This window comes from Meiothermus sp. QL-1 (genome assembly GCF_003351145.1).
GTDB lineage: Bacteria > Deinococcota > Deinococci > Deinococcales > Thermaceae > Meiothermus.
In genome coordinates, this window is the sequence record NZ_QQSV01000003.1 from 85,176 (window position 1) to 111,626 (window position 26,451).

Here is a 26,451-nt window from a genome sequence, read left to right on the forward strand (position 1 = left end):
CCGTTATGTCCTTGCATCCGCTGGCTGGTAAACCCGCTCCCCAGAGTTTGCTCGTCAACATCCCCCGCCTGATAAGCAGCTACTATGTTCTGCAGCCCGACCCGACCGACCCCTTGCAACAGGTGGCCTTTGGCACCAGCGGGCACCGGGGGAGCTCGTTCTCGGCCACCTTCAACGAGGCCCACATCCTGGCCATCGCCCAGGCGGTGGCCGAGTACCGTCGAAGCCGGGGCATCACCGGGCCCCTCTTTTTGGGCATGGACACCCACGCCCTCTCCGAGCCGGCCTGGGTAAGCGCGGTGGAGGTGCTGGCGGCCAACGGGGTGGAGCTGCGGGTGCACCCAGCGCGGGGCTACACCCCCACCCCGCTGGTCTCCCACGCCATCCTGGAGTACAACCGGGGCCGTACCGAGGGCCTGGCCGACGGCATCGTGATCACCCCCAGCCACAACCCCCCCCAGGACGGCGGCTTCAAGTACAACCCCTCCCACGGGGGGCCGGCCGAGACCGCGGTCACCCAGGCCATTCAGGAGCGGGCGAACCGCATCCTGGCCGGGGGGCTGGGCGAGGTCAAGCGCTGGCCGCTCAGGAAGGCCCTGCAGGCGGTGCAGGCCTTCGACTTCGTGGCCCCCTATGTGGCCCAGCTCGGCCAGGTGGTGGATATGGAGGCCATCCGGGCCTCGGGGGTGCGGATGGGGGTGGACCCCTTGGGGGGTTCTTCCCTGGAGGTCTGGCAGCGCATCGCCGAGCACTACGCCCTGGACCTGAAGGTGGTGAACGAGCGCCTCGACCCCAGCTTCGCCTTCATGAGCCTGGATAAGGATGGCAAGATCCGCATGGACTGCTCCTCCCCCTACGCCATGGCCTCGCTTCTGGCCCTGAGGGATGGTTTCGAGGTGGCGGTGGGCAACGACCCCGACGCCGACCGGCACGGCATTGTGACCCCCGAAGGGCTGATGAACCCCAACCACTACCTGGCGGTCGCTGTGGACTACCTCTACCAGCACCGCCCGGGCTGGCGGCCGGGACTGGGGGTGGGCAAGACCCTGGTGAGCAGCAGCCTGATCGACCGGGTGGCCAGGGCGTTGGGCCGGCCCCTTTTCGAGGTGCCGGTGGGCTTTAAGTACTTCGTGGAGGGGCTTTTGGGCGGGAGGATAGGCTTTGGCGGCGAGGAGAGCGCTGGGGCCTCCTTTTTGCGCATGGACGGCACGGCCTGGAGCACCGATAAGGACGGCATCATCCTGGGGCTTCTGGCGGCGGAGATGCTGGCCAAAACCGGGAAGTCGCCCAGCCAGCGCTACAAGGAGCTGGAGGAGCGGTTTGGCGTTTCGGCCTACACCCGCATTGATGCCGAGGCCACCCCGGCGCAGAAGCGGGTGCTGGCCGGGCTTTCGCCCGAGATGGTGGCGGCCACCGAGCTGGCAGGGGAGCCTATTTTGGCCAAGCTTACCCGCGCCCCGGGCAACGGCGAGCCCATAGGGGGTCTTAAGGTGGTCACCGAGAACGCCTGGTTTGCTGCCCGGCCCTCCGGGACCGAGGACGTCTACAAGATTTACGCCGAGAGCTTCCTAGGCCCAGCGCACCTCGAGCGGGTGGTGGCGGAGGCTAGGGAGCTGGTGGCAGCGGTCTTCCGCGCGGCTGGGGTCTAGTAGATGCCCAGCCGGGCCAAAAGGGCCAGCCAGGCTTCGCGCTGGCGGTATGCGGCCTTGAACTCGCCCTGGACCGCGTAGCCGGTGGCCCTGAGGCCCAGGTGCTCGGCCAGGATGAGCGCCCGGGGTAGGTGGGGCTCGTCGGTGACCAGGATGAGGCGGGACTGGCCCACCACCGGGGCGATGTTGGCCAGGTTCTCCCAGGTGCGGCGGCTTTTTTGCTCGCAGTAGAGGGCCGAGCGGGGCACCCCCCGGGCCTCCAGGTAGCGGCAGCCCACCTCCCCCTCGCTGTAGCGGTCGCCGGGGCGGCTTCCCCCGGTTACGGCGATGCGGGGGGCGTAGCCCTGGCGGTAGAGCCTGAGGGCGGCCTCGAGCCGGTTGCGCAGGATGGCCGAAGGCGCCCCGTTGTACTGGGCAGCCCCCAGCACCACGATCCAGTCGGCCTTTTGGGGGCTCGAGGCGGCCTGGGGGGCCAGCCCCAAGACCACCCCTACGGTCACAGCAAGCAACACCCAGCGCATCCCGACCCTCCCCGGCAATTCTCCTATATTCAGCGCCGTGCGCATAGGGGCCCGTTCGTGCTATACTGGACTCAGGTTGAGCGTCAAGGGCCCGCTTTACCCCATGCTGGCAGGAGGGGGAGCGGGCTTTTCGCTTCAGCTTGGGTGATTCGTGGAGAGAATCTTCGGACGCACCAACGGTCTCAAACCCAGCGAGAAAAAGCGCCTGGTCAACCTGTACAACCGCCGCGTACCCCCCAACCGTCTCCTGACCGCCGAGCTGGCCCGCACCCTGGCAGCCCTTTCGGCCGAGCTGGGCAAGCCCATCGCCCTGCTCCTGGACCGGGGGGGGCGGGTGCTGCGGGTGGCGGTGGGGGATGCGCGGGAGCTGCCGGTGCCCGAGTCGGCCTTGGTGGAGACCCGCCTTTCGGGCTACCGTCTGCTCCACACCCACCTGGGGGCGGGGGGGCTCTCGCGCCCCGACCTTTCGGTGCTCTTCCTGCATCGGCTGGACGTCATCGCTGCGCTGGATGTGGTCCAGGGCCAGCCGGGCCCGCTGCACCTGGCCCTGCTCTCGCCGCCCAAGGCCATCGAGGAGGACTGGCAAATCCTGCCCTCCAGGCCCTACCACGAGTACCTGGACTGGGACCTGGGGGCGGCGGTAGCGGCCTTGGAGGAGGAGCTTTCGCGCCAGGCCCGGATTCTGGACTTACGTGATGGGGCAGGGGAGCGGGCGGTGCTGGTGGGTATCGACCGGGGCGAGGGGGTGCAGGCCGAGATGGACCTGGCCGAGCTGGTGGAGCTGGCCCGCACCGCGGGGGCGGTGGTGGCCCACAAGGAGCTGGTCTACCGGCCCAGCCTCGACCCCCGGTATGCGGTGGGCCGGGGGAAGGTGGACGAGCTGGTCTCCCAGGCCTACCACCAGAACGCCGGCACCCTTATCTTTGGCATCGAGCTGAGCCCTGCCCAGGCCCGCGAGCTGGAGGCGGTGACCGGCCTCAAGGTGCTCGACCGCACCCAGCTCATCCTGGATATCTTCGCCCAGCACGCCCGCACCCCGGAGGCCAAGGTGCAGGTGGAGCTGGCCCAGCTCAAGTACCTGCTGCCCCGGCTGGTGGGGCAGGGGCGGGCCCTGTCGCGGCTGGGGGGTGGAATCGGCACCCGGGGGCCGGGGGAGACCAAGCTCGAGCTGGACCGGCGCCGCCTGCAGGACCGCATCGCTGAGCTGTCCCGCAAGCTGAAGGAAATCTCTTTGCGCCGGCAGGAGGCCCGCCGCCAGCGCGATAGGGCGGGGGTGCCCATCGTGGGGGTGGTGGGCTACACCAACGCCGGCAAGACCACCCTGATGCACGCGCTGGCCAGGAAGGGCGACCAGGGCGAGAACAAGCTCTTCGCCACCCTGCGCCCCCTAACCCGCCGGGGCTTCCTGCCAGGGCTGGGCGAGGTGCTCTACACCGATACGGTGGGCTTCATCCGCCGTATGCCCGAGGACCTGCTGGAGGCTTTCCGCTCCACCCTGGAGGAACTGCGCGATGCCGACGTGCTTTTGCACGTGCTGGACGCCTCGCAGGAGGGGGCTTTGGAGCGCTACCAGGTGGTGGAGGCCCTGCTGGCCGAGCTGGGGGTGGAGGCCCCCCGGATTCTGGTCCTCTCCAAGGCCGATGCGGCGGGGGGGTTCGACCTGGAGTTCCTCAAAGAACGCCTGGGGGGCCTGCCGGTCTCGGCCCTGAAGGGCCAGGGGTTGGAGGAGCTCAAGCAGGCCATAGCCGGGCGCCTGCGGGCCATGGGGGTGCGGCCGGCCGCCTGGGCCTGCCCGCCGGCAGCGGCTTACGCCGTGGAGTAGCCCAGCGCGGCGTAGGCCACCGCTTTGACCACCGTGGCCCATCCCAGCAGGAGGAGGTAGGCGGCGAGCTGCAGGGGCGGCCAGGGGAGAAGGGTGGATAGGAAGGCCAGCGCCTCGAGCGCCCCCGCCAGCAGCAGGTGCCGCCCCAGGCCCCCCTGGCCCAGCATGCGCCAGCCCTGCCGCAGGGCGGTGGGCCAGGGGAGGGCCCGGTCGGCCATGAGCTGGAAGGTGTAGAACCAAAGCAGCTGGAGCACCCCTTGCCCCAGCAGCCCGGGGAGGGGGTGGGGCTCGAGCAGGGGCCCACCCACCGCGAAGGCCGCCAGGCTGCTGGCCGCGAACACCACCCCGCCCACCAAGGCCTGGGGAGAGAAGCCCCCCCACAGCGCCTCGGGCCGCCACACCCCCTCCCGAATGTAGCCCAGCAGGACGCGGTAGATTCCCACCTGCATGGGTCCGGTGAGGAGGCCCAGGCTGGCCAGGCTCACCAGCAGGGCCTGGCCGAGCAGCGCCAGAACCCCCAGCGGCCGTTGCAATAGGAGGCGCAGGCTTTGGGCGAGCACCGGGCCAAGGGGCAGCATCAGCCGCTCTGCAGCTCGCTTTTGTGCAGCGTGACCAGGCTTCCCTCCTCGGTGAGAATTTCCACCGTGCCGGCCAGGGGGTTGAGCTTGCTCACCTTGCCGCAGACCCCCTGGGCGCTGCAGACCCGGGCGTTCTTGCGCGGTAGGTCGGCCAGCAGCTCCTGGTAGTGGGGGTGTTCGTACTGCAAGCAGCAGAGCAGGCGCCCGCAGGGCCCCGAGATTTTCTCCGGAGAGAGCGGAAGCTGCTGGTCGCGGGCCATCTTGATGGAGACCTGGGCAAACTCCTGGAGCCAGCTCGAGCAGCACGACTCCATCCCGCAGGCCCCCAGGGTGCCCAGGTAGGCGGTCTGGTCGCGCGGGCCCTGGGCTAAGAACTCCACCCGGGCCCCGGCCAGCCGGCTCAGGTCGCCTATCCAGCGCTTGAGGTCGATCCGCTCCTCCGCGGCGTAGTGCACCGTGATGTGGTTGCCGTCCAGGGTGAAGTCGCAGCCCAGCACCTTAGCCCGCACCCCTGCCCGCCGCAGCCGGGCCCTGAGCCACCAGCAGATCTCCTCCCCCCGCTCCTTGAGCCGGGCGTACTTCTCCAGGTCTTCCCGCGTGGCCTGCCGCACCACCTCGCCCACGGCCTGGCCCGGGCGGGGTTCGGTGCGCACCTTGGCCAGCTCGAGCCCCCTCAGGGTCCTTACCACCACCCAGCTATCCCGGGGCGGGGGCTCGCCGCTGAAGCGGTAGTTGTGCAGCTTGGGGCCGTGCGTGAACCGCACGCCAACGCATTCCATGGGCATTCCTCCATAGGGCCAGCCTCTGGCCTGTGCTTAGCCTACGGTAGCCGGCGCGCCAGCCTCAAGGCCAGCCAGGCCTGCACCAGCTCCTCGTTCACGTAGGCCTCGAGGGCCTCCCGGGCCTTCTGGATGGCTTCCAGGGCCTCCCGGTAGGCCTCGAGGCCAAGGCGCTCCCGCAGGCGGCGGGCCAGGTAGGGAAGGGCCTCCTCGTGTTCTAAAAGAAGCCCCAGCGCCTCCAAGGTGGAGGCTGGGCCCTTGCGCATGGCCTCCAGCACCGCCTCGGTGCGGGCCACGAGCCGGTGGAACAAAGCGGGGTGCTCCAGGGCCCACCGGGCCCGGCCCACCGAGCCCTGGGCGAAGGCCAGCACCTCGGGGTCCTGGGTCAGGGTCCGCATCAGCTCTTCGGGCAGGGGGGCGAAGGCCACCTCGAGGCTGCGGCTGGCCAGGGTGGGCAGCACGTCCTCGCGGCTGGGGGCAATCAGGATGAGGCGGGCAAAGGCCGGAGGCTCCTCCAGCACCTTCAAAAGGGCGTTGGCCGCCGCCTCGTTGAGGAGATGGGCGCCGTCCACCACCGCCACCTTGGCCCGGTAGCGGGGGTGGGTGGCGAGCCAGTCCAGCAGGCTGGGGGCCTCGCCGTCCTCGCGGGGGGCAATCTGCTCCAGCCGAATCTGGGGCAGCCGGGCCCTGCGCCCGGCCTTGGTCTCGGCCTGGGGGGCTATCTCGAGGTAGTCGGGGTGGGGCTCCAGGCGGCAGGAGGGGCACTGGCCGCAGGGGGGAAAGCCTTGGGGGCAGTTGAGCCCCAGGGCATACCAGCGGGCCACCGTGCGCCGGCCCACCCCTTCGGGCCCGGTGAAAAGGAGGGTCTGGGCCCTGGCCCGGGGCAGGAAGGCCAGGATGGAGGCGTGGCCCAGGACCTGCATGGCTACTTGCCCAGCACCAGCCGCTCGTAGAGCCACATGGGGAACTGCTCGTGGTGCAGCCGGGCCAGCACCTGCTCTAGGTCGTACCTGGTCCGGTGAAACTCGATGGTGTCCTCCTGCACATCCCAGATGGCGTAGGCCGCCCCCACCACCCCATCGCGCGGCTGGCCGATGGAGCCCGGGTTGATGATGGCCCGGGCTTTTGGCGCCACGATGAGCTCGCCCCCACGGGCGTAGTTCTGGTAGCGCACCAGCCGTTCCTGCCCGGGCTTCTCCAGGGCCAAATAGCTGCCCGCCAGGTGGGTGTGGCCGTGGAAGATGAGGCGGTGGCTTGTGCGGGCGAAGACCTCGCGGGCCTGCTCGAGCTCCTCCAGGTAGGCCAGGGGGTCCAGGGGGCTGCCGTGCACCAGCAGGGCCCCTTCCACCTCCAGCGTCCAGGGCAGGCCCTTGAGGTAGGCCCGGTTCTCGGGGCTAAGGCGCTCGGCCTGCCAGGCCAGAATCTCCAGCACCGGCCCGTCGATCTGCATGGAGCCGATCTCCAAAAGCCAGAGGTCGTGGTTGCCCATCACCCCCCGGGCGTTCACCGAGCGCAGCCAGTCCAGCACCCGGTTGGCGTCGGGGTAGTAGCCCACCGCGTCGCCTAAAAAGAGCACCGCATCGTAGTCGCGGGCCTCCCTCAGGACCGCCTCCAGGGCGGGCCAGTTCCCGTGCAGGTCAGAGACCACTAGATAGCGCACAACACCCCAATCATACGCCCAGGTCCCTGAGTTTGAAGCGCTGGATTTTGCCGGTGGAGGTAAGGGGCAGCTCGTCCACGTAGTGCACTTCCCGGGGGTAGGCGTGGTGCCCCACCCGGCGCCGCACCTCCTCTTGCAGCGCGGCGGTGAGCTCGGGGCTGCCCGCCCATCCTGCCCGCAGCTTGACGTAGGCCACCACGCGCTGGCCCCGCTCGGGGTCGGGGGCCCCCACCACCGCCGCCAGGGCCACCGCCGGGTGGTGGAGCAGGGCCTCCTCCACCTCGAAGGGGCTCAGGCGGTAGCCGGCGGTTTTGATCAGGTCGTCGGCCCGGGCCTGGAACCACAGATACCCCTCCGCGTCCTTGTAGCCCAGGTCGCCGGTGCGCAGGTAGGGCCCCAGGAACTTCTGCTGGGTGGCCTCGAGGTTGCGCCAGTAGCCCAGGAAGGCCACCGGGTCGGGCATGGCAAGGGCAATCTCCCCCAGCTCCCCGGGGGGCAGGGGCCGGCCCGTCTCGTCGATCACCTCCACCCGGTGGCCGGGGTAGGGCAGGCCCATGGAGCCCGGCCGGATAGGGTCTACGGTGCAGGCGTTGCCCACCAGCAGGTTGGCCTCGGTCTGGCCGTAGAACTCGTTGACCGGGAGGCCGAAGTTGGCCCGGACCCACTCGAGCAGCTCCGCGCCCAAAGGTTCGCCCCCAGAGTGGATGCTCGAAAGGCGGGGCGGGTTCCTTACCGCGCCGAGCTGGCGCAGCAGCTTGAGGGCGGTGGGAAAGAGGAAGGTGTGGCTCACCCCCTGGGTGCGCATCAGGTGGAGGGCCTCCTCGGGGTCGAACTGCCGGGGCCGGTAGGCCACCACGGTGTAGCCGCCGGCCCAGGCGCAGAAGAGCACGTTCATAAGCCCCCCAATCCAGGCCCAGTCCGCCGGCGACCAGAAGATTGCCTCCTCGCCGGGAAAGTTGCAGAAAAGCTGGAAGCCCGGCCAGTGGCCCAGAAGGGTGCGGTGGGGCAGGAGGACCCCCTTGGGCTTGCCGGTGGTGCCGGAGGTGTAGATGAGCAGAGCGGGGTCCTCGGCCCGGGTGGGGTGGGGGGTGAAGTGGGGGCTGCCCGCCCGGAGGGCCTCCAGGAGCCCATCCTGGAAGAAGACCCCGAGGCCTTCCGGCAGCGGGGGGGCCAGGGCTTCCAGGGCGGCCCGCTCGGCAATCAGGAAGCGGGCCTGGGCGTGCTCCAGGCGGTAGGTGAGGGCGTCCTGGCCGAACAGCAGCGAAAGCGGCAGGGCGATGCCCCCGGCCTTGTAGACCGCCAGGTGGGCCAGGGCCAGCTCGAGCGAGGGCCCCATCCAAAGCCCCACCCGGTCGCCCGGCCTTAGCCCCTGGTGCACCAGCCAGTGGGCCAGCCGGTTGGAGAGCTCCTCGAGCTCGGCGAAGCTGGCGCTGCGCCCGGTCTGGGGCTCCACCAGGGCCGCGCGGTGGGGGCGCAGCCGGGCCCAGCGCCCCACCGTGGCCTGGGCCAGGTTGAACAGCGTCGGCACCTCGAAGCGGAACCGGTGGGCCAGCACCGCCCTTGGGGCTGGGCTTAGGCGCAGGTTTTCCATCCACCCTCAGTCTACCTCTACCCCTGCACAAGTAGGCTTTGCTATGCTTGAGCAGAGTGGTCCTGCCGGTACTGGCGGGGGGTACTTAGGAGGAAAAAGTGCTGTTCGCCATCCTTTTCACCATCGGCTCCATCCTGGTTACCTGGCTTTTGTACCTGGCCCTGCGCCCGCGGGCCGTGGAGGCAGAAAGCGAGTTCGCCGACCTGAAGTACATCGGGCTGGCCCTCGTCCTCATCATCCTGACCGCGGCCACGGTGGCCTCCATCCTCATCCTGGGCAAGCTGGGCCAGGTAACGCTGAGTTTCTAGGCCCCTAGGCCCCAAGCCCTGGCACCGCGCCGGGGTCTTTTTGTTTGTCCGGAGCCTGGGCGTGAATTCGCCTCGGGGGTGATAACCCTGGCTTTACCCCCGGGTTTAACGGTCTCGTGCACCGCCGGACCAGCCCTGCTTGGCTAGAATGGCCTGGGAAGGGAGTGGCATGAGGCTGTACTGGTTTTTCCTCTTCGCTTTCTGGGCGCTTTTTTTCGTAGCTTGTTCCGGCGGCGGCACCCAGGCCCAAGGGCAGCTCCTGATCACGATCACCGGTCTGCCCAGCGGCGTGGATGCCGATGTCCAGGTTACCGGCCCCAACGGGTTCAGCCGTGCGCTGACCCAGAGCACCAGCCCCGCGCTGAGCGTAACCCCGGGCCAGTACACCATCACCGCCCGGGATGTGGTGGCCGCAGGCAGGACCTACACCGCCACCGTCTCCCCCGGTACCACGGTCAGCGTGGCGGCCAGCCAGACCACCCAGGTGGGGGTGGCCTACGCCGAGCAGACCCCTTCGGGCGGGGTGGACCCCGCCAAGACCTTCACCGCCAGCCTGGGCATCGGCAGCCTGGCCTTCCAGCCTGGCGGCCGGCTCTATGCCAGCGGCAACGCCGCCGGCAAAACCGACCCTAGCGGCCGGCTCTACCTGACCCCGGCCGACCTTGGGGGGGCAGGAGGGGCAGTGCCGGCGGCCCAGGTGGCCACCGAGGCTGGCCTTTACCGCCTGGCCTTCAGCGCCAGCGGTGCCCTCTACGAGCTAAAGCGGGACGACCTACCCCCTGCCTCCTCGGTCTACATCCGCCGCTACGACCCGGCCACGGCGACGGCCAACGCCTTCTCGCCGGTGGAGCTGGTCATCCCCAACGGGGCCTTCAGCTTTGGCAGCCCCCCCGTCCAGGACTACAACCTCTACAAGCCCTCCGATATGGCCCTGGACGCCCAGGGCAACCTCTGGGTGCTCGACCCCGAGAGCACCGCCCGCTCCAGCGCCGACGGCATCCCCAACGCCCCTGGCCGGCTGGCCTGCTACTCGGCCGCCGACCAGGCAGCGGCCATCCCGAGCCCAGGCAACCTGGGCACCCCGGGCCGCATCTACTACGGCAGCGCCATAGAGGGCGCCCGCGCCCTGGCCTTCGACGCCCAGGGCAACCTCTGGCTGGCCGGGGGCAGCGGAAGCACGGCCCGGCTGGTGCGGATTGCTGCCGGTGCCCTAAGCTGCCCCAACCTTGGCCCCAGCGGGAACCCGGCCAACGAAGAGCTGGCCCTGGGTGCATCGGGGGTGACGGAGCTGCGGGGCGCCCCTCTGACCAGCCCCGTCGACCTCGCCATCCACGGCGGCGACCTCTACGTGGCCCAGTCGGACGGGGCCAGCCTCAACAACATCCTCAGGCTCTCTACCAATGCCACCAGCATCCCCAGCAACCTGGTGCCCATCACCATCAACGGCCTGCAGGGCCAGATTACCAGCCTGGCGGTGGATGCAGGCGGCAACCTCTGGGTGGGCACCGCTGGGGCCCCGGCCCCCAGCCCCGGGCGCATCTACAGGCTGCCCTAGGCCTGCCCCCACCCCACCCCCGCCGTGCGGCGGGGGTTTTGTTACTTTAGCCGTTATCGAAAAGTAGCCTTGCCGTTTGGAGCGCTTCGGGTGGGTTATGGCCGCGCTACCCGCTCCGTAGGCATCGGCAGGTGGGGCTATAACGCCGGGATTACGCCCTATCGCCTACCCTGCGTAGGCAGGAGGTGAAAGGCAGATGAAAAGACCCACCTTTTGGCTTTTCTTGGTAGGGCTGTTGGCCCTGGTGCTGGCGGCCTGCGGCCCGCAGGCACCCCAGAAGGGCAGCCTGCGGATTACCGTGAACGCGCCCAGCGGGGTCACCCCCCAGGTGCAGGTCACGGGGCCCGGCAACTTCAGCCGCACCATCACCACCACCGGCGAAACCAACCTCACCAACCTGGACCCCGGCAACTACACCATCGCGGTAACCCGCCGGCTGGTGAACGGCATCGGCTACGAGGGCAACGGCGCCACCGTGCAGGTGCAGGCCGGGGCCACCGCCAGCCACACCGTGAACTACCAGGCCGTGACCGGTAAGATTACCGTCACCATCAGCGGGCTGCCCAGCGGCCTGCAGGCTGGGATCAACATCAAGCGGTCGGACGGCACCAACCTGAACAGCACCCCCATCAACGCCAACACCACCCTGGAGGATGTGCCCCCCGGGAACTACACCGTGGAAGCCCCGCCCCGCACCCAGAACGGCTCCACCTACGCCACCGCGGCCAATGGCTCCACGGTAACGGTCAGCGCAGGGGGCACCGCGACCGTCAACGCCACCTACACCCTGAACCCCGGCAGCGCCACCATCACCGTGCAGGGCTTGGATGGCCCGCTGCCCAACCCGGTGACCATCACCCTCGGCGGCGGCCCCAGCAGCCCGGTGAGCCAGACCTTCACCGACAACGGCACGGTGAGCTTCTCCAACCTGGCCCCGGGCACCTACACCATCAGCGCCACCGAAATCACCAACAACGGGCCCCAGGACTACGCCTTTGCGCTCTCCAAGACCACCCTGACCATCGCCTCGGGGGCCTCTGACAGCGCTATCCTCAACTACAGCAAGCCCACCATAACCGTCAACGTGACGGGGCCTGCGGCCAGCGCCGATGCCAACATCGTCGTCACCTTTAGCGGGCCGGGCAGCGTCGGGCCCGTGACCCTGACGGGCACCGACCGAACGGGCAGCGTATCGGTGCCGCGCTTCGGGAGCTACGACATCTCTGCGACCGCCTTGGTGAACGGGGTAGATGTGGATAGCTTCTACTTCACAGAGAACCCCGCCTCGGCAGTTCTCTCCCCCTCGGCCCCCAGCAGCAGCGCCAGCGTAGCCCTGACCGCCAGGGGCGAGACCGGCCACATCTTTGTGGCGGGCAAAGGGGTGCTGGGAGGCACGGGGATCAACGCGGCCCTCAAGCTCGCCGACGGGGCTTCGAGCCTGGCGCCCTTCATCCCCCCCTCGGGGACCACTCCAGAGGGCATCTTCAAGGTGGCCTTTGACCAGGATGGCAACGCGTACCTGGTCTACCAGTCCAACTCGCCCGGAGGAGCCCGCATCGTGCGGGTGAGCGAGGCCAACCTGCGGGCGGGGCAGCTTAGCGATACCGCACCGGGCAACAAGGTGATCGCAGGCAGCGCCTTCTCCATTTCCGCGAGCGAGGGCGGCAACGGGGAGGTCGAGCCCACCGACTTGGCCTTCGACGCCCAGGGCAACCTGTGGATCGCCAACGACAACGGCAGCGCCATTGCCTGCATTTCCCGCGCCCAGCTTACCGGTCAGGGCTCCACCATCACCACCGCCGACCAGCGGTTCGGCGGTGCAGGTGGGCCTCCTGGGGTCTACCAGTTCGTGCGTGGCCTGGCTTTCGACCGGCAGGGCAACCTGTGGTTCACTTCCAACGATTTTGTAGCAGCTGACCCGACCCGCCGGGCCCGCCTCTCGCGCCTGTCGGCCAACCTGCTCACCTGCAGCGGGGGCCGCAGCGCGCCTGTGCCGGACATCCAGCTTGACATCAGCAACGCTGCTGGGCCGGGCAGCCCCATCATCAAGCCCGCCGGGCTGGCCCTTTCGCCGGACGGCAACTCGCTTTGGGTGGCCGACTACGGTGGCAGCACCACCCTGTCCAGGTGCGTGCCTCCCTCAGGCCCTGGAGACACCCGGCCATCCTGCCCGGTTGATTCTACCCTGGTCGTGGCACAAGAGAGAGTGTTGGACGCCAACGAGGAGACCGAGACCCTAATCCAAATCGATATCAGCGGGCTTGGGCCTACTAGCGGCCTGGTCACTGCCACCATCGCCGACCGCATCACTGTGCAGGCTGGGGCGGGTCTCGACCGGGGCCTGCAGCAGCCCTTCCACATTGCCTTCGACAAACAGGGGCGGCTTTGGGTGGCGACCAACAACAACGTGCTTGCCGACAGCAGCGACACCTCCTCACCCTGTGGGTTCAGCCTCGGCGCAGGCGAGGTGGCCGTGTGCGCGCCAGCGGGGGTGGTTACTGACCGCCAGGGTCGGCTCTACGTGCTGCCCCTTGGGGGAACGCCGAGCAGCACTCCTCGTGGTGTGAGCCCGGTGCGCAGCTTCTCCTCCGGCACCTTGCAGCTGGGCTTTACCGGTGTGGCCTTCAACGTCCCACCTGTGAACGCCCCCATGTACGTGCGGCCCACCCAGTAGCTTTTTTCAAGCCAGACCCCCCGCCCGGGCGGGGGGTTTCGTTATGCTTAGGCGTTACAGAGACGGTGGGGAGGGTGAGGAGGGTTTCAGGCGGTTTACAGAGGACGGGGAGGTGCCTTTCTGGTGGGGCTTTTGGGTCTTAACGCCGGCTTTACGGCGGCCCCCGTAGACTTCGGCCCGTGCGCCGCGTGGTCTTTGTGCTGTGGGGATGGGTGCTGATCCTGGGGCTCCTCGCCTCCTGCAGTAGGGGGCCCAGCAGGGGAACGCTGGAGCTGGAGATTGCGGCCCCGGCGGGGGCGCGGCCCCAGGTGGTGGTGATTGGGCCCGGGTTTGAGCGGAGGCTGGAGGAAGCCGGGGTGGTGCGGCTTCAGGACCTGGCCCCGGGGGCCTACCGGGTGGCGGGGGAGGCGGTAGAGGCTCCGGACGGCTACACCCACCGGGCCTGGGTGGAGCCGGAGGGGGAGGTGCAGGTGGCCGCGGGCCAGACCCAGCGGGTGCGGGTGGTCTACCGGGCGGCCACGGGCCGGCTCAGCCTGCGGCTCAGCGTGAACCCGCCGCGCCAGGACTTCGCGCCGGCGGTGGAGGTGCGGGGGCCGGGGGGGTACCAGCGGCGGGTGGAGGGCCCGGCCTTGCTGGGCCTGGAGCCGGGCCTGTACGCCCTCATTCCAGCGGCGCCTCCCCCGGGCTACACCCTCTCGCAGTCCGCCTCCCAGGTGGAGGTGCGGGCCGGCCAGACGGTAGAGGTGGCGGTGGTCTACGCCCAGGGCTTCGGCGCGCTGCGGGTGGAGATTAGCCCGCCGGTCGGGGTGGTGGGCTTCGCCGCGGGGGTGGAGGTGCGCCGGCCGGATGGCAGCCTGCTGGAGGTCTTAGACGAGAGCAAAACCTACCCCAGCCTGCCCGCGGGGCTCTACGCCCTCAGCGCGGCCAGCGTGACGGCCTCGGGCGTGACCTGGCAGCCCAGCGCCCAGCACCAGACGGTGGAGGTGCCCGCAAACGGGGTGGGGCAGGCCAGCCTGGGCTACACCGCCACCAACTCAGCCATTACCGCCGAGCTTTCGGGCCTGGGGGCTGGCGACCTGGCGAGCGTGGTCCTGCAGCCCGGCGACCAGGCCCGCGCCCGCAGCGGCAGCGGCCCGGTGCGCTTTGAAGGCCTGGCCTTCGGCAGCTACACCCTGAGGGCCAGCGCCGTGCGACCCGGCGTGTGGGCGGACCGCTACCTGGTGGGGGGGCCGGTGGCTGTGCAGAGCAGCCCTTCAAACCCCATGCCCACCGCCAGCCTGTCGAGCTGGACGGAGCGCGGCGGGAGCGGGCGCATCTGGGTGGCGGGGAACGGGGGCTTCAGCAACGGAGGGCGGGGGACGAGCAGCACCGGGGAGCTCAACGCGGCCTACTACCTGGAGGACGGGGCGGCCGGCCTCACCCCCTTTATTCCCCCCACGGCGGCCCATGGGCCCTTCCGCATCGCCTTTGACCGGGAGGGGAACCTCTACATCCTCTACCAGTACGCAAACGGCTCCAGCCCGGCCCGTATCGTGCGGGTGAGCGAGGCCAACCTGCGCGCGGGCCGGCTTGGCGAGACAGCGAGCGGCAACACCGTGATTGAGGGCGAGGTCTGGGGCTGGCCCGGTGGGGTGGCGCCCGGGCCCCATATGGAGGTCTGGGGCAACGAGCCCGCCGATATGGCCTTCGACGCCCGGGGCAACCTCTGGGTGGTGAACGATGTGCTGGGCCTCATCGCCTGCGTGCGCTCCAGCGAGCTGCGGGCGGCTCCGCCGCGCATCACCGGTGCGGGCAGCCGGATATGGGGGCCGGGCACCGGGCTCTACCGCTACGTGCTCTCGACCCCGGGTCAGAACGGCGACCACCGGCCCTTTTTGATTCCCCACGCCCTGGCCTTTGACCCGGCGGGGAACCTGTGGTTCACCTCGGGGGGCTACCAGGGGCCCAGGCCGGGGGAGTCTGGACCGGTCAAGCGGGCCTTCCTGAACCGGCTGAACGCGGCGCGGCTCAGCTACGCCCCCAACGGCGACTGCAACGGCGGGGATGTGGGGCTGGGTGAGGCTGAGCTGGCCCAGTGGGTGGATGTGCGCCTCGACATAAGCCTGCCTGAGAGCGACTACGGGCCGGTGGCCAAGCCGGTGGCGCTGGCCCTGGAGCCGGGCGGGGGGGCTCTGTGGGTGGGCGACTTCGGCGGCAACGCAGGGGGGAGCGGCGACGCCTATCGCGATGCCAACGCTATTCCCGAGACCCTGCTGCGGGTGCCGCTGGCGGGGGGCAACCTGGCGGCAGGGGCCGGCTGGCGCGCGGCCTGGGTGAGCCACCGTCTGACCGTGGGCCCGGGGGCGGGGCTCGACCGGGGGCTGCAGCAGGCCTTTGGGCTGGCCTTCGACCGGGCGGGGTTTTTATGGGTGGCGGCCAACAACAACGTGGAGGTGCTCCCCAGCGACACAGGGGCTGCGGCGGCTGCCCTCACCGACCGCCGGGGCAGGCTCTACCGGCTGGACGTGCGGGGCTACCGGGGCAGCCAGGCCACCTACAGCGCCACCCTGGACCTGCGGGGCGCAGCCCAGGTCTTCAGCGTGCCCACCGAGGGGGTGGGCCTGGTGGGGGTGGCGGTCAACCTGCCCAACCCCGAAAGCCTGCCCTTCGTGCAACCCTAGGGGGTGGAAGTGTGCTGCGGTTGTTCTTTTGGCTGGGTTTGTTCTGGCTGGCGGCCTGCGCACCGAGACCGGACCGGGCCGCGCTTTGGGTGCGGCTTGAAGCCCCCGCGGCCCTGAGCCCTGAGCTCAGGGTGGTGGGGCCGGGCTTTGAGCGGGTCCTGGAGGGGCCGGGCGAGCACCGGCTGGAGGGGCTGGCCCCGGGAGGCTACATCCTGGAGCCTTTGGAGAAGGAGGGGCCGGACGGCTACCGGTACGGGGGCGAGGCCGTGCGGGTCTTTCTGGAGGCGGGCTCGAGGCTGACCACCACTGTGACTTACCGGCCGCTCACCGGCCGGCTGGTGCTGGAGCTGGGGGTGAGCCCCCCGCTGGAGGGGTTTACCCCCTGGGCGGAGGTGCAAAGGGATGGGGCGCGGGTGGCCCGGGTGGAGGGGACCCGGGCCCACGCGCTGGGCCTGCCGCCTGGGGTTTACACGGTGGTGGCCGGGCCCGCCCCCCCGCGCTACCGGGTGAGCCGGGCCCAGCAGCCGGTGGTGGTGCAGGCCGGGCGGGAGGAGCGCTTGCAGGTGGCCTACGGCCTGGGCTTCGGGACCGTGGTGGTGCGGGTGGAGGGGCCGGAGGGGCTCGTTCCTGAGGTGGTGGTAGTGGGTCCGGCCGGCAGCACCCCTGTGCGCCAACTGGGCAGCACCACCTTGCAGCAGGTGGCGGGCTCGTACCGGGTGGAGGCCCAGGCGGTGCCGCTGGAAGGGATAACCTACCAGCCCGAGGTGCTGGGAAGCCCCTTTGAGCTGGAGGACGGGGCCACCCATACCGTGACGGTGCGCCACCGGCCGGCCGACTCGGCCCTGGCGGTCTGGCTCCAGGGCCTGGCCCCGGGCGACCGCGCGGCGCTGGCCCTGCGCCGGGGGGAGGCCCAGGTGGCGCTGCGCGAGGTGGGGCCCGAGACCCCCCAGCCGGTGCGCTTCGAGGGCCTTCCCTTTGGCACCTATACCCTGCAGGCCGAGGGGGTGCGGCAGGGGGTGTACCTAGACGCCGAGCTGGCCTCCACGCCCCGGAGCGCGACCACCACCCAGGAGCAGCCCCGGGCAAACCTCACCCTGGACCTGGTGGTGCGCCCCTACAGCGGGCGGGCCTACGTGGGGGGCAATGGGGCCCGCGACAACACCGGCTGGACCGCCAACGGCCAGGCGGTGCCGCCCACCCGCCGGGGGGACGACGGGGCCTACTGGGGCAACGAGCAGGGGCTGGAGCCCCTGGGCCTGCCCCAGGCGGGGCTCTACCGCCTGCGGCGGGACGGGCCGGGCAACCTGTATGCCCTCTACCAGTTCGCGGCCGGGCAGAGCCAGAACCGCATCCTGCGCTTTAGCCGGGCCCAGCTCGAGGCCGGCGCGCTGGGCGAGGCCGGGGCTTTGCGCATCCTGGGTGCGGCCACCGGGGAGCGGGTGGTGGGCGGGGCTACCCTGAACAACCCCACCGACCTGGCCTTCGACGCCCAGGGGAACCTCTGGGTGGTCAACCAGGCCGCCGGCACCATCGCCTGCATCCGGGCCGAGCGCCTGGGCGGGAACGGCTCTTTGGACCGGCCCAACCAGCTCTGGGCGGTTGAGCTCGAGAGCCCCCGGGCCCTGGCCTTCGACCGGCAGGGCCACCTCTGGGTGGCGGGGGGTTATTTCCTGCCCGGCCAGCAGCGCGCCTACTTGGTGCGCTTTCCCCAGCCCACCTGCCCTGCCTCCCTCTACAGCGGGAGCCCGGCCGCTTTGCCGCCGGATGTGCGGCTCGACTTGAGCCAGCCCACCCACCCCGCCGGGGCCTTCTACCAGCCCTCGGCCCTGGCCCTGGCCCCGGACGGCCAGAGCCTGTTCGTGGCCGACTTCGGGGGAGGGAGCGACTACTACAACTCAGACCCATCCTGCATTGCCAACGGCAGCATTGACCTCAATACCCTGCGCGAGACCATCATCAAAGTCCCCCTCCAGGGAGAGAACCTGACCCCGAGCGCCACCTACCGCCCCGTGCAGGTGGCCAAGCGCCTGACCGCGGGGCCCTTCAACCGCGATCCGGTGCCCCCAGGCCAGGCCCCGCCCGACCGCGGGCTGCAGCAGGCCGCCGACCTGGCCTTCGACAGCCGGGGCAATCTCTGGGTGGCGGCCAACAACAACGTGGAGGTCGACCCCGACCACCCCTGCTACCCCACCGCGGGCTTTGTGAGCGGGACCCTCGAGCAGCGCCAGGCCCAGTGCGGCAACCCCGCCACCGCCCAGGTCGACTGCCCGGGCCCCCTTTCCCGCCTGCTCACCGACCGGCGGGGCAGGGTCTACGTCCTGGCCGCGGCCGACCTGGCGGGTGAGGCGGAGGGCCTGGTGGTGGTGAACCCCCTGGCGGTGCTCTCTGGCCCCCCGCCCGGGCCCCCGGTGGGAGGGGTAAGGCCGGCGGTGGGCTTTACCGGGCTGTTGCTCCACATACCGCGCTCTAGGCCCGGTACAGGCTGAGCACCGCCAGGTACATGCCCAGGCTGCCCAGCAGCACGAAGAGGTGCCAGAGCCCGTGGAAGCCCATCACCCGGGGCAGCGGGTTGGGCCAGCGGGCGGCGTAGACCACCGCCCCCAGGCTGTAGGCCAGCCCACCCAGGAGCAAAAAGCCCAGGGTCCAGGAACCCAGGGCCAGCTTGGGCAGCAGGAAGACCGCCAGCCAGCCCAGCCCCAGGTAGCTCGCGGTGTAGAGCCAGCGAGGAGCCCTCAGGGTGACCAGCTTGAGCCCCACCCCCAGCCCGGCCAGCCCCCAGATGAGCCCCAAAGCCCAGGGCCGCCAGGAGGCCTCCAGGGCCTGCAGGAGCACCGGGGTGTAGGTCCCGGCGATGAATAGGAAGATGGCCGCGTGGTCGAGCTTGCGCAGCCAGAGCAGGGCCTGCTCGGAGACCCGCAGGGCGTGGTAGAGGGTTGAGGCCGTGTACATCAGGGTCATGCTGAGGCCAAAGACCAGGGCCCCGACCAGCTTGGTCGGGTGGCCCCCGCTGAAAAGGAGGAGCACCAGCGTTCCCAAAAGGGCCAGCAGGGCACCGGCGGCGTGGGAATAGGCGTTGAAGGGTTCGCGGACGAGGCTGCGCACTGCTGCCAGCCTAACACGCCCGTGTGAAACTGTTGTAAAAGCCTAGCCCAGCTTCTGCCGCAGGAGGGCCTGCGCCACCTCGGGATCGGCCTGGCCCTGGGTTTCCTGCATCACCTGCCCCACGAAGAAGCCCAGCAGGCCGGTCTTGCCTGCGCGGTAGGCCCGGACCTTGTCCGGATGTTTGGCCAGAACCCCCTCGATGAGGGGCTCCAGGGCGGCGGGGTCGTCCAGGCGCCGCAGCCCCTTGCGGGCTATGAGCGCGGCGGGGTCCTCGCCCGTCTGCTGGGCCTCGGCCAGGGCGTCTTTGGCTATGCGGCTGCTGATCTGGCCGCTCTCCAGAAGCCTCACCAGCCCAGCCAGCCCCTCGGGGCTGACCCGGCAGGTTCCGCTGCGGATGGCCGGGGCCAGCTCGTTGACCACGAGGCTGGCCAGGCCGGGCGCGGCGGCCTGGCCCAGGGCCTCTTCCAGGAAGGCGGCCAGACGGGCCTCGCGGGCCAGCACCCGGGCTTCGGCCTCGGGGATGCCCAGGGTCCGGTAGCGCTGGAGGCGAGCCTCCGCCTCCAGGTCTAGGCTGGGGGCGCCGGGGCTGGGCCTGGGTGGGGGGGGCGATTGGGCGGGGGTGGGTTTCTCGGCCTCCATCCGACGGGCCCAGGTGTCCTTGAGGGACACGATGCGGTTGAAGACCAGGGCCCCGGGGCTGGAGTCCACCGGGTCTTGCCAGAAGTAGCCGTTGCGCTCGAACTGGTAGCGGGTATCGGGGGGGTCGCCCAGCACGCTTTTTTCCACGTAGCCGTGGGCCACCACCAGGCTTTGGGGGTTCAGGAAGCGCAAAAATTCGAGGTCCTCCTCTCCTTCCTCCTCCTGTTCCCTGGCCTCGGCCTCGGGGTGGGGCACGGTGAAGAGCCGGTCGTAGAGGCGGAACTCGGCGGGCAGCGCGTCCTCCTGGCTCAGCCAGTGGATGACCCCGGCCGCCTGGCCCTCCTCCCCCAGGTAGGTGCAGGTGAGCTCCACCACCTCGCCCTGCTCGTTGGTGCGGTAGGCCTCGCAGCGGATCACCCCAGCCCGCTTGAGCCGCACGGTACCCCCAGGGGTGAGGCGCTTGTAGCCCTTGGGGGGGTTGGGGGAGAAATCGTCCTGCTCGATGAACAGCACCGGCCCCAGGGTAAGGGTGCGGGTGGCCGCTTCGGGCTGGACTCGAGCCCCGCTGGGCAGGGGCACCAGGCCGTCGGGGGAGGCCTGCACCACATCGGGCGGCCAGTAGGGCAGGCTTACCGAGCGGGGGGCCTCGAGGTTGGTGAGCACCACCCTAAGGGGCCGGATCACCGCCATGACCCGGGGGGCTATGTGGTTCAGGTCGTCGCGGATGGCCGCCTCCAGCAGGGCGATGTCCACCGTGCGGTTGGTGCGGGAGACACCTACTTGGGCAGCGAAGCGGCGGATGGCCTCGGGCCGCACCCCTCGCCGCCGCTGGCCGGCCAGGGTGGGCAGGCGAGGGTCGTCCCAGCCGCGCACGTACCCCCCCTCCACCAGCTTGCGCAGCTTGCGCTTGGAGACCACGGTGTACTCCAGGCTCCGCCGGCCAAACTCGTACTGGCGGGGCCGGGGGGTGTTGTGCAGGGGGGGCTCGCCCCAGAGGTGGTCCATCAGCCAGTCGTAGATGGCCCGGTTGTCCACGAACTCGAGGCTGCAGAGGCTGTGGGTTACGCCGTCCAGGGCGTCGGTGGTGGCCTGGGCGAAGTCGTAGGAGGGGTAGATGCACCACTGTTTGCCGGTGCGGTAGTGCTCGGCGTGCACGATGCGGTAGAGCACCGGGTCGCGCAGCTTCATGTTGGGGCTGCTGAGGTCTATCTTGGCCCTGAGGACGTGCTCGCCGTTCTTGAACTCCCCCGCCCGCATCCGGCGGAAGAGGTCCAGGTTCTCCTCCACGCTCCGCTCGCGGTAGGGGCTTGGGGTGCCGGGGGTGTCCACGGTGCCCCTAAGGCGGGCCATCTCCTCCGGGGAGACGCTGTCCACATAGGCCAGGCCCTTCAGGATGAGCTTCTCGGCCATCTGGTAGAGCTCTTCGAAGTAGTCCGAGGCGTAGCGCACCCGCTCGCCCCAGTCCCAGCCCAGCCAGCGCATGTCGGCAATCAGGGCCTCGGCGTACTCGGCCCGCTCGGTCTCGGGGTTGGTGTCGTCCATGCGCAGCCGGCACTCCCCCCCGTAGTCCAAAGCGATGCCGAAGTCGATGTAGCTGGCAATGGCGTGGCCCAGGTGGGCGTAGCCGTTGGGCTCAGGGGGAAAGCGGGTGACGATTTTCTGGTAGCGGCCTGCTCGCAGGTCTTCCTCGATGATCTCGGTGATGAAGTTGGGGGCTACGTAGCGGGGTTTGCCTTCCAAGGTTCGCATGCCACCTACCCAGGATACCGCCCCAGGCCTACTGGCAGCTAGGGCAGACCCCCCTCAGCTCCAGCCGGGCCTCCTCCACGAACCAGCCTGTTTTCGCCTCGATGGCCGTTCGGATGGGTTCTGGGTCAAACTCGGCCAAGTCCTCGAGCAATAGGTCCTCCACGCTGCCGCACTGGATGCACAGCAGATGGTGGTGGCGCTCGTTGTAGCCGTCGTAGCGGGTGTTGCCCTTCTGGTCCTTGAACTCCCACAAAAGCCCGGCGTCGCGCAGCACCTGGAGGTTCAGGTAGACGGTAGAAAGGCCGATGTTGTAGCCCTTCTTCTTGAGGCCCAGGTACAGCTCCTCTGGGGTGGGGTGGGTGTTTTTGCGGTCTAAGTAGGCCAGGATGCGCTCCCGGGGCAGGGTGTGACGCAGGCCCGCCGCTTTCAGGCGCGACCTATAGATCTCCCGTTCCTTGGCTTTGGCCATGGGAAACCCCCTGTATAACTTTCATTACTATAAAAGATTTTCAGAAAAAAGCAGCCTGCGCGGGGTGCTATACTAAAGGAACCGTGGCGAAGCCCATCTACCGCTTCTTGCACCTGGTTTTTGCCTTGGGGAGCCTGCACCTTTTGGTTTTGCTGGGCCTCGAGCTGCAGCGCTTCGCCCACTTCCGCCAGGAAACTGCTTTGGCCCTGGCGCGCATCGAGCGGCTCGAGCAGCGGCAAAAGCGCCTGCTGCAGGAGCTGGAGCAGGCCGCCGACCCCGCCTACCGCGAGGGGCTTTTGCGCCGGATGGGCTATGTGCACAAGGACGAGCTGCTCTACCCCTGGCCCCGGCGCTAGTGGGTGTAGTATGGGGCTATGCTCGAGCGGCTGACCGAACAGTTCCTCGAGGACGAGGCCCTCACCGAGGGGCTCAGCGACGAGGAAGCAGGGGAGCTTTTGGGCTGGCTCATTGGCGTGGTGGAGGACCTCGAGGCTTCGGAGGAGGCCTCCGAGCGGCTGGTGGCCCAGATGCGCCGCTTGGGGCGCGAGATGGCCCGTATAGCCCGGCGCTACCGGGTGCCCGTGGAGGAGCTAATTGAGCTGGTGGAGCTGGCCTGGGAAGGGGAGGACCCTGCGGCCCACCCTATGCAGGCTTAAGGCAGCTTGGTGCAAATCTAACACGCCTAGGAGACCGCCGGGTATAGCCTGGAGGTGTGGGCAGGGGGTCCGCATCTTTGCACGCATTCAGGGTGGGCCGAGTGGGGTGGGCCTGGCCCCAGCCCATGCGTCGGGAACGGCCCTCGCTGCGCAACTGGCTGCTGCCGCCCGCTGGACCGGGAACCCAGCCCCTCCGTCCCCCCCGGCCGCTCCGGAAGCACTGGGCCTGAAGCACTCCCCTGCCGCGGCTGCCCTCGCGCCTCCCGGGGGCAGTTTTTTACTCCCCCTGGAGGTCAGGCCCCACGCGCACGGTAAATTCGCTGTACAAGGCGGCCTCCCCCGACACCCGGTAGGGTAGCCCCAGGGATTCTGCCAGCAGGCGGGCGGCCTCGGCCTCTCCGTTGGTCAGCACCTCGCTTCTGGGCGGAGGGCTTTCGATTTCATGCAAAAGCACCCGGAACCCCAGCCCACGGAGCCTGTCGCGCACCTGGCCAGCCTGGGCTGCTTGCGCTGCGGCGTACTGCACCACCACCCGTTGCCCCGCCAGGTCCTGCAGGCTGAGGGTGGGGGGAGGGGCCTCGCTGAAGTAGCGGTCCACCAGGCGTTTCAGTTCACCCTGGTGCACCTCCCAGCCGCGGCCAAACTGGCCGGGGGTAAGCAGGGAGACAAGCTCGGGCCGGGTGGCCAGGAAGCCCAGCAGGCTGCCGATTTCCTCCCGGGTGAGGTCGGTGCGGATGTGGGGCTCTACGCTGGCGATGGCCTGCGGGACTCGCAGGAGGCCTGCGGGGGAGAGGAGCTCTCGCTTGAGGGCGTTGAAGAAGTTCTGCTGCCGCTGGATGCGCCCAATGTCGCCCAAAGCGTCGTGCCGGAAGCGCAGGTAGCCCTCGGCCTGCGCGCCGCTAAGGCGCTGGCAGCCTGGCTTTAGGTCAATCTCCAGTTTGGCCGCGGTGTCCTTGTACTGCATGGCCTTCTCCACACAGACCTCGACCCCTCCCAGGGCGTCGATGCCGCTGCGGATGGCCTCCACGCTCACCGAGACGTAGGCGTCTATGGCCACTCCGGTGAGGTTCTCCACCACCTCCTTGGCCAGCTCGGGCCCCCCGAACTTGTTGGCGTGGTTGAGGATGTACCAGCCGTAGCCGGGAATGCGCACGTAGGTGTCGCGGGGAATGGAGAGGACGCTGATGCGCCTGGCCTTTGGGTCGAAGCGCACCAGCAGGTTGGCATCGGAAAGCCCGCGGAAATCCTCGGGGGCCCGCTGGTGGTGGCCTTTGTACTCGGGGGCCACCCCGAGTACCAGCACGGTAAGGGGGGCTTCCAGGGGCCGGGGGAGGGCACCGAAGCGCAGAAGGGGTTGGAGAAGAGGGTAGGCCCACCAGGCCGCCCCGGCCAGCAGGAGTAACAGAAGGAGGAGGAGAAAGCGGCGCATGCCCCTGCTAGTCTAGCCCTGGCTGGGTGAGAAGCAGGCAAGAAGCTACTGCTGCGAGAGGGTGCCGATGATTCGGAAGAGCGGCAGGAACATTCCGGCCACGATGAGCCCCACGATGAAGCCCAGGAAGATGATCATAAGGGGTTCGATGGCCGCGGTGAGGGCGCTGACCGCCTCGTCTACCTCGCGCTCGTAGAAGTCGGCGATTTTGGTGAGCATGGTGTCGAGCGCGCCGGTCTCCTCCCCGATGGCCACCATGGAGCTCACCATGGGGGGGAAGACCTGGGGGTGGGCCTGGAGGGTGGTGTGGACCTGTTCCCCTGCCTGGATGGCCACCTTGGTCTGGTCCAGGATGTCCTCCACGATGGCGTTGCCCGCAGTGCCCTTGGTGATGTCCAGGGCCTCCACGATGTTCACCCCGCTGCTGATGAGCAGGCCGAAGGTGCGGGAGAAGCGGGCCAGGGCGCTTTTCTTCATCAGGTTGCCGAAGACCGGAATCCGGAGCTTGACCCGGTCAATCTGGCGCCGCCCCCTCTCGGTGCGGTAGTAGGAGCGGTAGGCGAAGAAGAGCCCGATGGCCAAAAGCAGGAGGAAGGGGGTGCTCTGGCGCAGGAAGTCGGAGACAGCCATCAGGGCCCGGGTGAGGAGGGGCAGTTCGGAGCCCAGCCCGGTCAGGATCTGGGCAAACTGGGGCACGATGCCGGTGAGCAGGAAGTAGGTGACCCCGATGGCGAAGACGAAGACGATGGCCGGGTAGGTCAGGGCTGAGCGAATTTTACCGATGAGGGCGAGCTCGTTTTCCTGGAAGGTGGCCAGCCGGTCCAGGATGGCATCCAGCGAGCCCGAGGTCTCCCCCGCGCGCACCAGGTTGATGTAGAGCCGGCTGAAGAGCTTTTGGCGGCTCAGGGCCTCGCTGAGGTTGGCTCCCCCCTCCACCTCGAGCCGGATGTCCTTGATGATTTCCCGGAACTTTTTCTTCTCGGTCTGCCGTTCCAGGATGGCCAGGGCCTGCACGATGGGCAGCCCGGCCCCCAGCATCGTGGCGAGCTGGCGGCTGAAGATGGCCAGGTCCTTGAGGCCCGGCTTGGGCTCCAGGCCCGGCAGCTTGACCTCGGCCTGCAGTCCACGGCCCGGTTCCCTAATTTCAGCGATGAAAAGCCCCTTCTCGCGCAGGATGCGGGCCGCAGAACGGACATCATCGGCCTCGATGACCGCGTTGATGAGCCGCCCCTGCTTGTCGCGGGCCTTATACTGGTAGGTTGGCATACTGGCCTCAGTATAGCCCCGTCGGGGCCAGGCTTGGGTGAGGTATGAGCGAGGGCGCTTTGAAAGCCCAACTGCTGGCGGTGCTCTTTGCCGCAGGGCGGCCGGTCTCCCTGCGCGAGCTGGGGCCTTTGGCCCCGGAGGAGGCCCTGCTGCGGGCCATCGAGGCCCTGGGCCGCGAGCTGGAAGGGGGGCAGGCCGGGGTGCAGCTCGAGCGGGTGGCAGGGGGTTGGCGGCTGGTGGTCCACCCCGCGCACCTGGAGGCGGTGGAGCGGGTGCTGCGCCCAAGCCCACCCCGCCTCTCCAGGGCAGCCCTGGAGGTGCTGGCCATCCTTGCCTACCAGCAGCCCCTCACCCGCGCCGAGCTCGAGGCCCTGCGGGGCAAGAGCGTGGAGGGGGTTTTGGAGGGGCTGTTGGAGCGGGGGCTGGTGCGGGTGGTAGGGGAGAAGGAGGCCGTGGGACGGCCCAAGCTCTACGGGACCACGGAGCGCTTCCTGGAGGTTTTCGGCCTGGAAAGCCTGGACGACCTGCCGCCTTTGGGGGAAGGGCCGGTGCTTTTGCTGCGGGGCTAGGGGGCCTGGTTCGTTATAATGCCGCGGGATAGACGGAGGCTCGGTGACGATTCGGGTAGACCTGGTTCCCAAACCCCCATACCCAAGGCCGGTGCTCCTGGTGGAGGTGTTCTGCGGAAGCGCAGCGGGTCTCCTGCTTGCGCGGGGCGCGCGAGAGGTCTGGGTGGCCAAAAGCGTGCGGGCTGCGCGGGTGCTGGCCGGCCAGGAGGGGCTGCTTTTGGGCGAGGAGGAGGCCCTGCCCCCAGAGGGCTTCCACCACGGCCTTTCGCTTTCGGCGCTTGGCCGGCTTGAGGTGGCAGGGCGAAGCTGCGTGCTGCTGGCCCCCAGCCTGGCCGCAGTCCTGGAGCATGCCCCGCTGGGTAGTGCCCTGGCCTACTTTCGCAACGCCCGCTCAGCGGTGCGCTACGCGCTGGAGGAGCGCCTTGACACCGTGGTGGCAGTACCCCAGGTGGGCCTCGAGCCCAGCCTGGCCCACACCGTGGCCGCGGGGTTCATAGCCCGGCGCCTGCAGCAGTCCCTGGGTTCGGAGACCCGCCTGCATGAGGGGGCCCGTATGGCCGCCAGCCTGCTCAAGGCCTTTCCCGACCCCCAGGAGGCGCTGGTGCAGTCCGAGCTGGGCCAGGCCCTCCTTCGCGTTGGGCGCAGCGAGGAGCTGGCCCTGGCCAGCCTGATCAGCGTGGAGGAGGGCGTGCCCCGCCTGGTGGAGGTGCGCCACCTGCGCGCCGCAGAGCACGGCCTGAGCAAGGACCGCTACGGATTCTGCTTCCGAGGATGA

General features: G+C 69.5%; 22 protein-coding genes. 11 read left to right on the forward strand and 11 right to left on the reverse strand.

Annotated elements, in window-relative coordinates:
* The first annotated feature begins 5 nt into the window (after window positions 1-5).
* Window positions 6-1,649: a phosphoglucomutase (alpha-D-glucose-1,6-bisphosphate-dependent) gene (gene pgm / locus DV704_RS05185; RefSeq protein WP_114798508.1), complete on the forward strand. Its 1,644-nt coding sequence runs from the start codon at window positions 6-8 to the stop codon at window positions 1,647-1,649.
* Here pgm and DV704_RS05190 read toward each other — a convergent pair.
* Window positions 1,646-2,170, reverse strand: a complete 525-nt coding sequence (locus tag DV704_RS05190; protein WP_114798509.1) for a YdcF family protein — start codon at window positions 2,168-2,170, stop codon at window positions 1,646-1,648. The two genes, pgm and DV704_RS05190, sit on opposite strands and share 4 nt — an antisense overlap.
* 151 nt (window positions 2,171-2,321) lie before the next feature.
* Between DV704_RS05190 and hflX the strand changes: the two genes are divergently transcribed.
* Window positions 2,322-3,992: a GTPase HflX gene (hflX, locus tag DV704_RS05195; RefSeq protein WP_114798510.1), complete on the forward strand. Its 1,671-nt coding sequence runs from the start codon at window positions 2,322-2,324 to the stop codon at window positions 3,990-3,992.
* On the opposite strand, the gene DV704_RS05200 is transcribed toward hflX, so the two are convergent.
* Genes DV704_RS05200 through DV704_RS05220 form a run of 5 tightly spaced genes read right to left on the reverse strand, consistent with a single transcriptional unit; the run spans window position 3,977 to window position 8,600 of the window.
* On the reverse strand, window positions 3,977-4,570 hold the full coding sequence (locus DV704_RS05200) for a hypothetical protein (protein WP_114798511.1): 594 nt from the start codon (window positions 4,568-4,570) through the stop codon (window positions 3,977-3,979). The genes hflX and DV704_RS05200 overlap by 16 nt on opposite strands.
* Window positions 4,570-5,349, reverse strand: a complete 780-nt coding sequence (locus DV704_RS05205) for a regulatory iron-sulfur-containing complex subunit RicT (RefSeq protein ID WP_114798664.1) — start codon at window positions 5,347-5,349, stop codon at window positions 4,570-4,572. Before DV704_RS05205 ends, DV704_RS05200 begins: the two co-directional genes overlap by 1 nt.
* A 41-nt stretch (window positions 5,350-5,390) precedes the next feature.
* Window positions 5,391-6,272, reverse strand: coding sequence for a DNA polymerase III subunit delta' (locus DV704_RS05210; RefSeq protein WP_114798512.1), 882 nt, complete (start codon window positions 6,270-6,272; stop codon window positions 5,391-5,393).
* A gap of 2 nt (window positions 6,273-6,274) precedes the next feature.
* A complete protein-coding gene (locus DV704_RS05215) occupies window positions 6,275-7,009 on the reverse strand; it encodes a metallophosphoesterase (RefSeq protein WP_114798513.1) in 735 nt (244 codons plus the stop codon).
* Window positions 7,010-7,019: 10 nt separating this feature from the next.
* The gene (locus DV704_RS05220; protein ID WP_114798514.1) at window positions 7,020-8,600 is read right to left on the reverse strand and encodes an AMP-binding protein; all 1,581 of its coding nucleotides are present in this window, start codon (window positions 8,598-8,600) and stop codon (window positions 7,020-7,022) included.
* A gap of 98 nt (window positions 8,601-8,698) precedes the next feature.
* Between DV704_RS05220 and DV704_RS05225 the strand changes: the two genes are divergently transcribed.
* From DV704_RS05225 to DV704_RS05245, 5 genes are all read left to right on the forward strand, one after another.
* Window positions 8,699-8,908 carry a hypothetical protein gene (locus tag DV704_RS05225; RefSeq protein WP_114798515.1) on the forward strand — a complete coding sequence of 70 codons (210 nt, stop codon included), beginning with the start codon at window positions 8,699-8,701 and terminating at the stop codon, window positions 8,906-8,908.
* 169 nt (window positions 8,909-9,077) lie between these two features.
* The gene (locus DV704_RS05230; protein WP_158539605.1) at window positions 9,078-10,463 is read left to right on the forward strand and encodes a two-component regulator propeller domain-containing protein; all 1,386 of its coding nucleotides are present in this window, start codon (window positions 9,078-9,080) and stop codon (window positions 10,461-10,463) included.
* Window positions 10,464-10,659: 196 nt separating this feature from the next.
* Complete coding sequence (locus tag DV704_RS05235) at window positions 10,660-13,137, forward strand: hypothetical protein (protein WP_114798517.1); 2,478 nt, start codon at window positions 10,660-10,662, stop codon at window positions 13,135-13,137.
* 179 nt (window positions 13,138-13,316) lie between these two features.
* Entirely contained in the window at window positions 13,317-15,797 is a 2,481-nt protein-coding gene (locus DV704_RS12150; protein WP_158539606.1) for a hypothetical protein, read from the forward strand.
* An 11-nt stretch (window positions 15,798-15,808) separates the two neighbouring features.
* The gene (locus DV704_RS05245) at window positions 15,809-18,283 is read left to right on the forward strand and encodes a hypothetical protein (protein WP_158539607.1); all 2,475 of its coding nucleotides are present in this window, start codon (window positions 15,809-15,811) and stop codon (window positions 18,281-18,283) included.
* Here the strand turns inward: DV704_RS05245 and DV704_RS05250 are convergent.
* From DV704_RS05250 to DV704_RS05260, 3 genes are read right to left on the reverse strand one after another with little or no spacing between them, the layout of a single operon-like run.
* Window positions 18,264-18,899 carry a hemolysin III family protein gene (locus tag DV704_RS05250; protein WP_114798519.1) on the reverse strand — a complete coding sequence of 212 codons (636 nt, stop codon included), beginning with the start codon at window positions 18,897-18,899 and terminating at the stop codon, window positions 18,264-18,266. The two genes, DV704_RS05245 and DV704_RS05250, sit on opposite strands and share 20 nt — an antisense overlap.
* A 42-nt stretch (window positions 18,900-18,941) precedes the next feature.
* Window positions 18,942-21,287: a glutamine--tRNA ligase/YqeY domain fusion protein gene (locus tag DV704_RS05255; protein WP_114798520.1), complete on the reverse strand. Its 2,346-nt coding sequence runs from the start codon at window positions 21,285-21,287 to the stop codon at window positions 18,942-18,944.
* Between the two features lie 28 nt (window positions 21,288-21,315).
* On the reverse strand, window positions 21,316-21,756 hold the full coding sequence (locus DV704_RS05260; protein WP_114798521.1) for a Fur family transcriptional regulator: 441 nt from the start codon (window positions 21,754-21,756) through the stop codon (window positions 21,316-21,318).
* Between the two features lie 83 nt (window positions 21,757-21,839).
* Here DV704_RS05260 and DV704_RS05265 point away from each other — a divergent pair, with 83 nt between their 5' ends.
* Together DV704_RS05265 and DV704_RS05270 are read left to right on the forward strand one after the other, a co-directional pair.
* Complete coding sequence (locus DV704_RS05265; RefSeq protein ID WP_114798522.1) at window positions 21,840-22,112, forward strand: hypothetical protein; 273 nt, start codon at window positions 21,840-21,842, stop codon at window positions 22,110-22,112.
* Window positions 22,113-22,130: 18 nt separating this feature from the next.
* Window positions 22,131-22,412: a hypothetical protein gene (locus tag DV704_RS05270; protein WP_114798523.1), complete on the forward strand. Its 282-nt coding sequence runs from the start codon at window positions 22,131-22,133 to the stop codon at window positions 22,410-22,412.
* Window positions 22,413-22,689: 277 nt separating this feature from the next.
* Here the strand turns inward: DV704_RS05270 and DV704_RS05275 are convergent, their stop codons facing one another.
* Together DV704_RS05275 and DV704_RS05280 are read right to left on the reverse strand one after the other, a co-directional pair.
* Window positions 22,690-23,841 (reverse strand): LCP family protein, encoded by a 1,152-nt coding sequence (locus DV704_RS05275; protein ID WP_114798524.1) that lies wholly within the window; start codon window positions 23,839-23,841, stop codon window positions 22,690-22,692.
* Between the two features lie 45 nt (window positions 23,842-23,886).
* The gene (locus tag DV704_RS05280) at window positions 23,887-25,107 is read right to left on the reverse strand and encodes a type II secretion system F family protein (protein ID WP_114798525.1); all 1,221 of its coding nucleotides are present in this window, start codon (window positions 25,105-25,107) and stop codon (window positions 23,887-23,889) included.
* Between the two features lie 44 nt (window positions 25,108-25,151).
* Here DV704_RS05280 and scpB point away from each other — a divergent pair, with 44 nt between their 5' ends.
* Both scpB and DV704_RS05290 read left to right on the forward strand, forming a co-directional pair.
* On the forward strand, window positions 25,152-25,676 hold the full coding sequence (scpB, locus tag DV704_RS05285; RefSeq protein WP_114798526.1) for an SMC-Scp complex subunit ScpB: 525 nt from the start codon (window positions 25,152-25,154) through the stop codon (window positions 25,674-25,676).
* Window positions 25,677-25,719: 43 nt separating this feature from the next.
* Window positions 25,720-26,451, forward strand: a complete 732-nt coding sequence (locus tag DV704_RS05290; RefSeq protein ID WP_114798527.1) for a 2-phosphosulfolactate phosphatase — start codon at window positions 25,720-25,722, stop codon at window positions 26,449-26,451.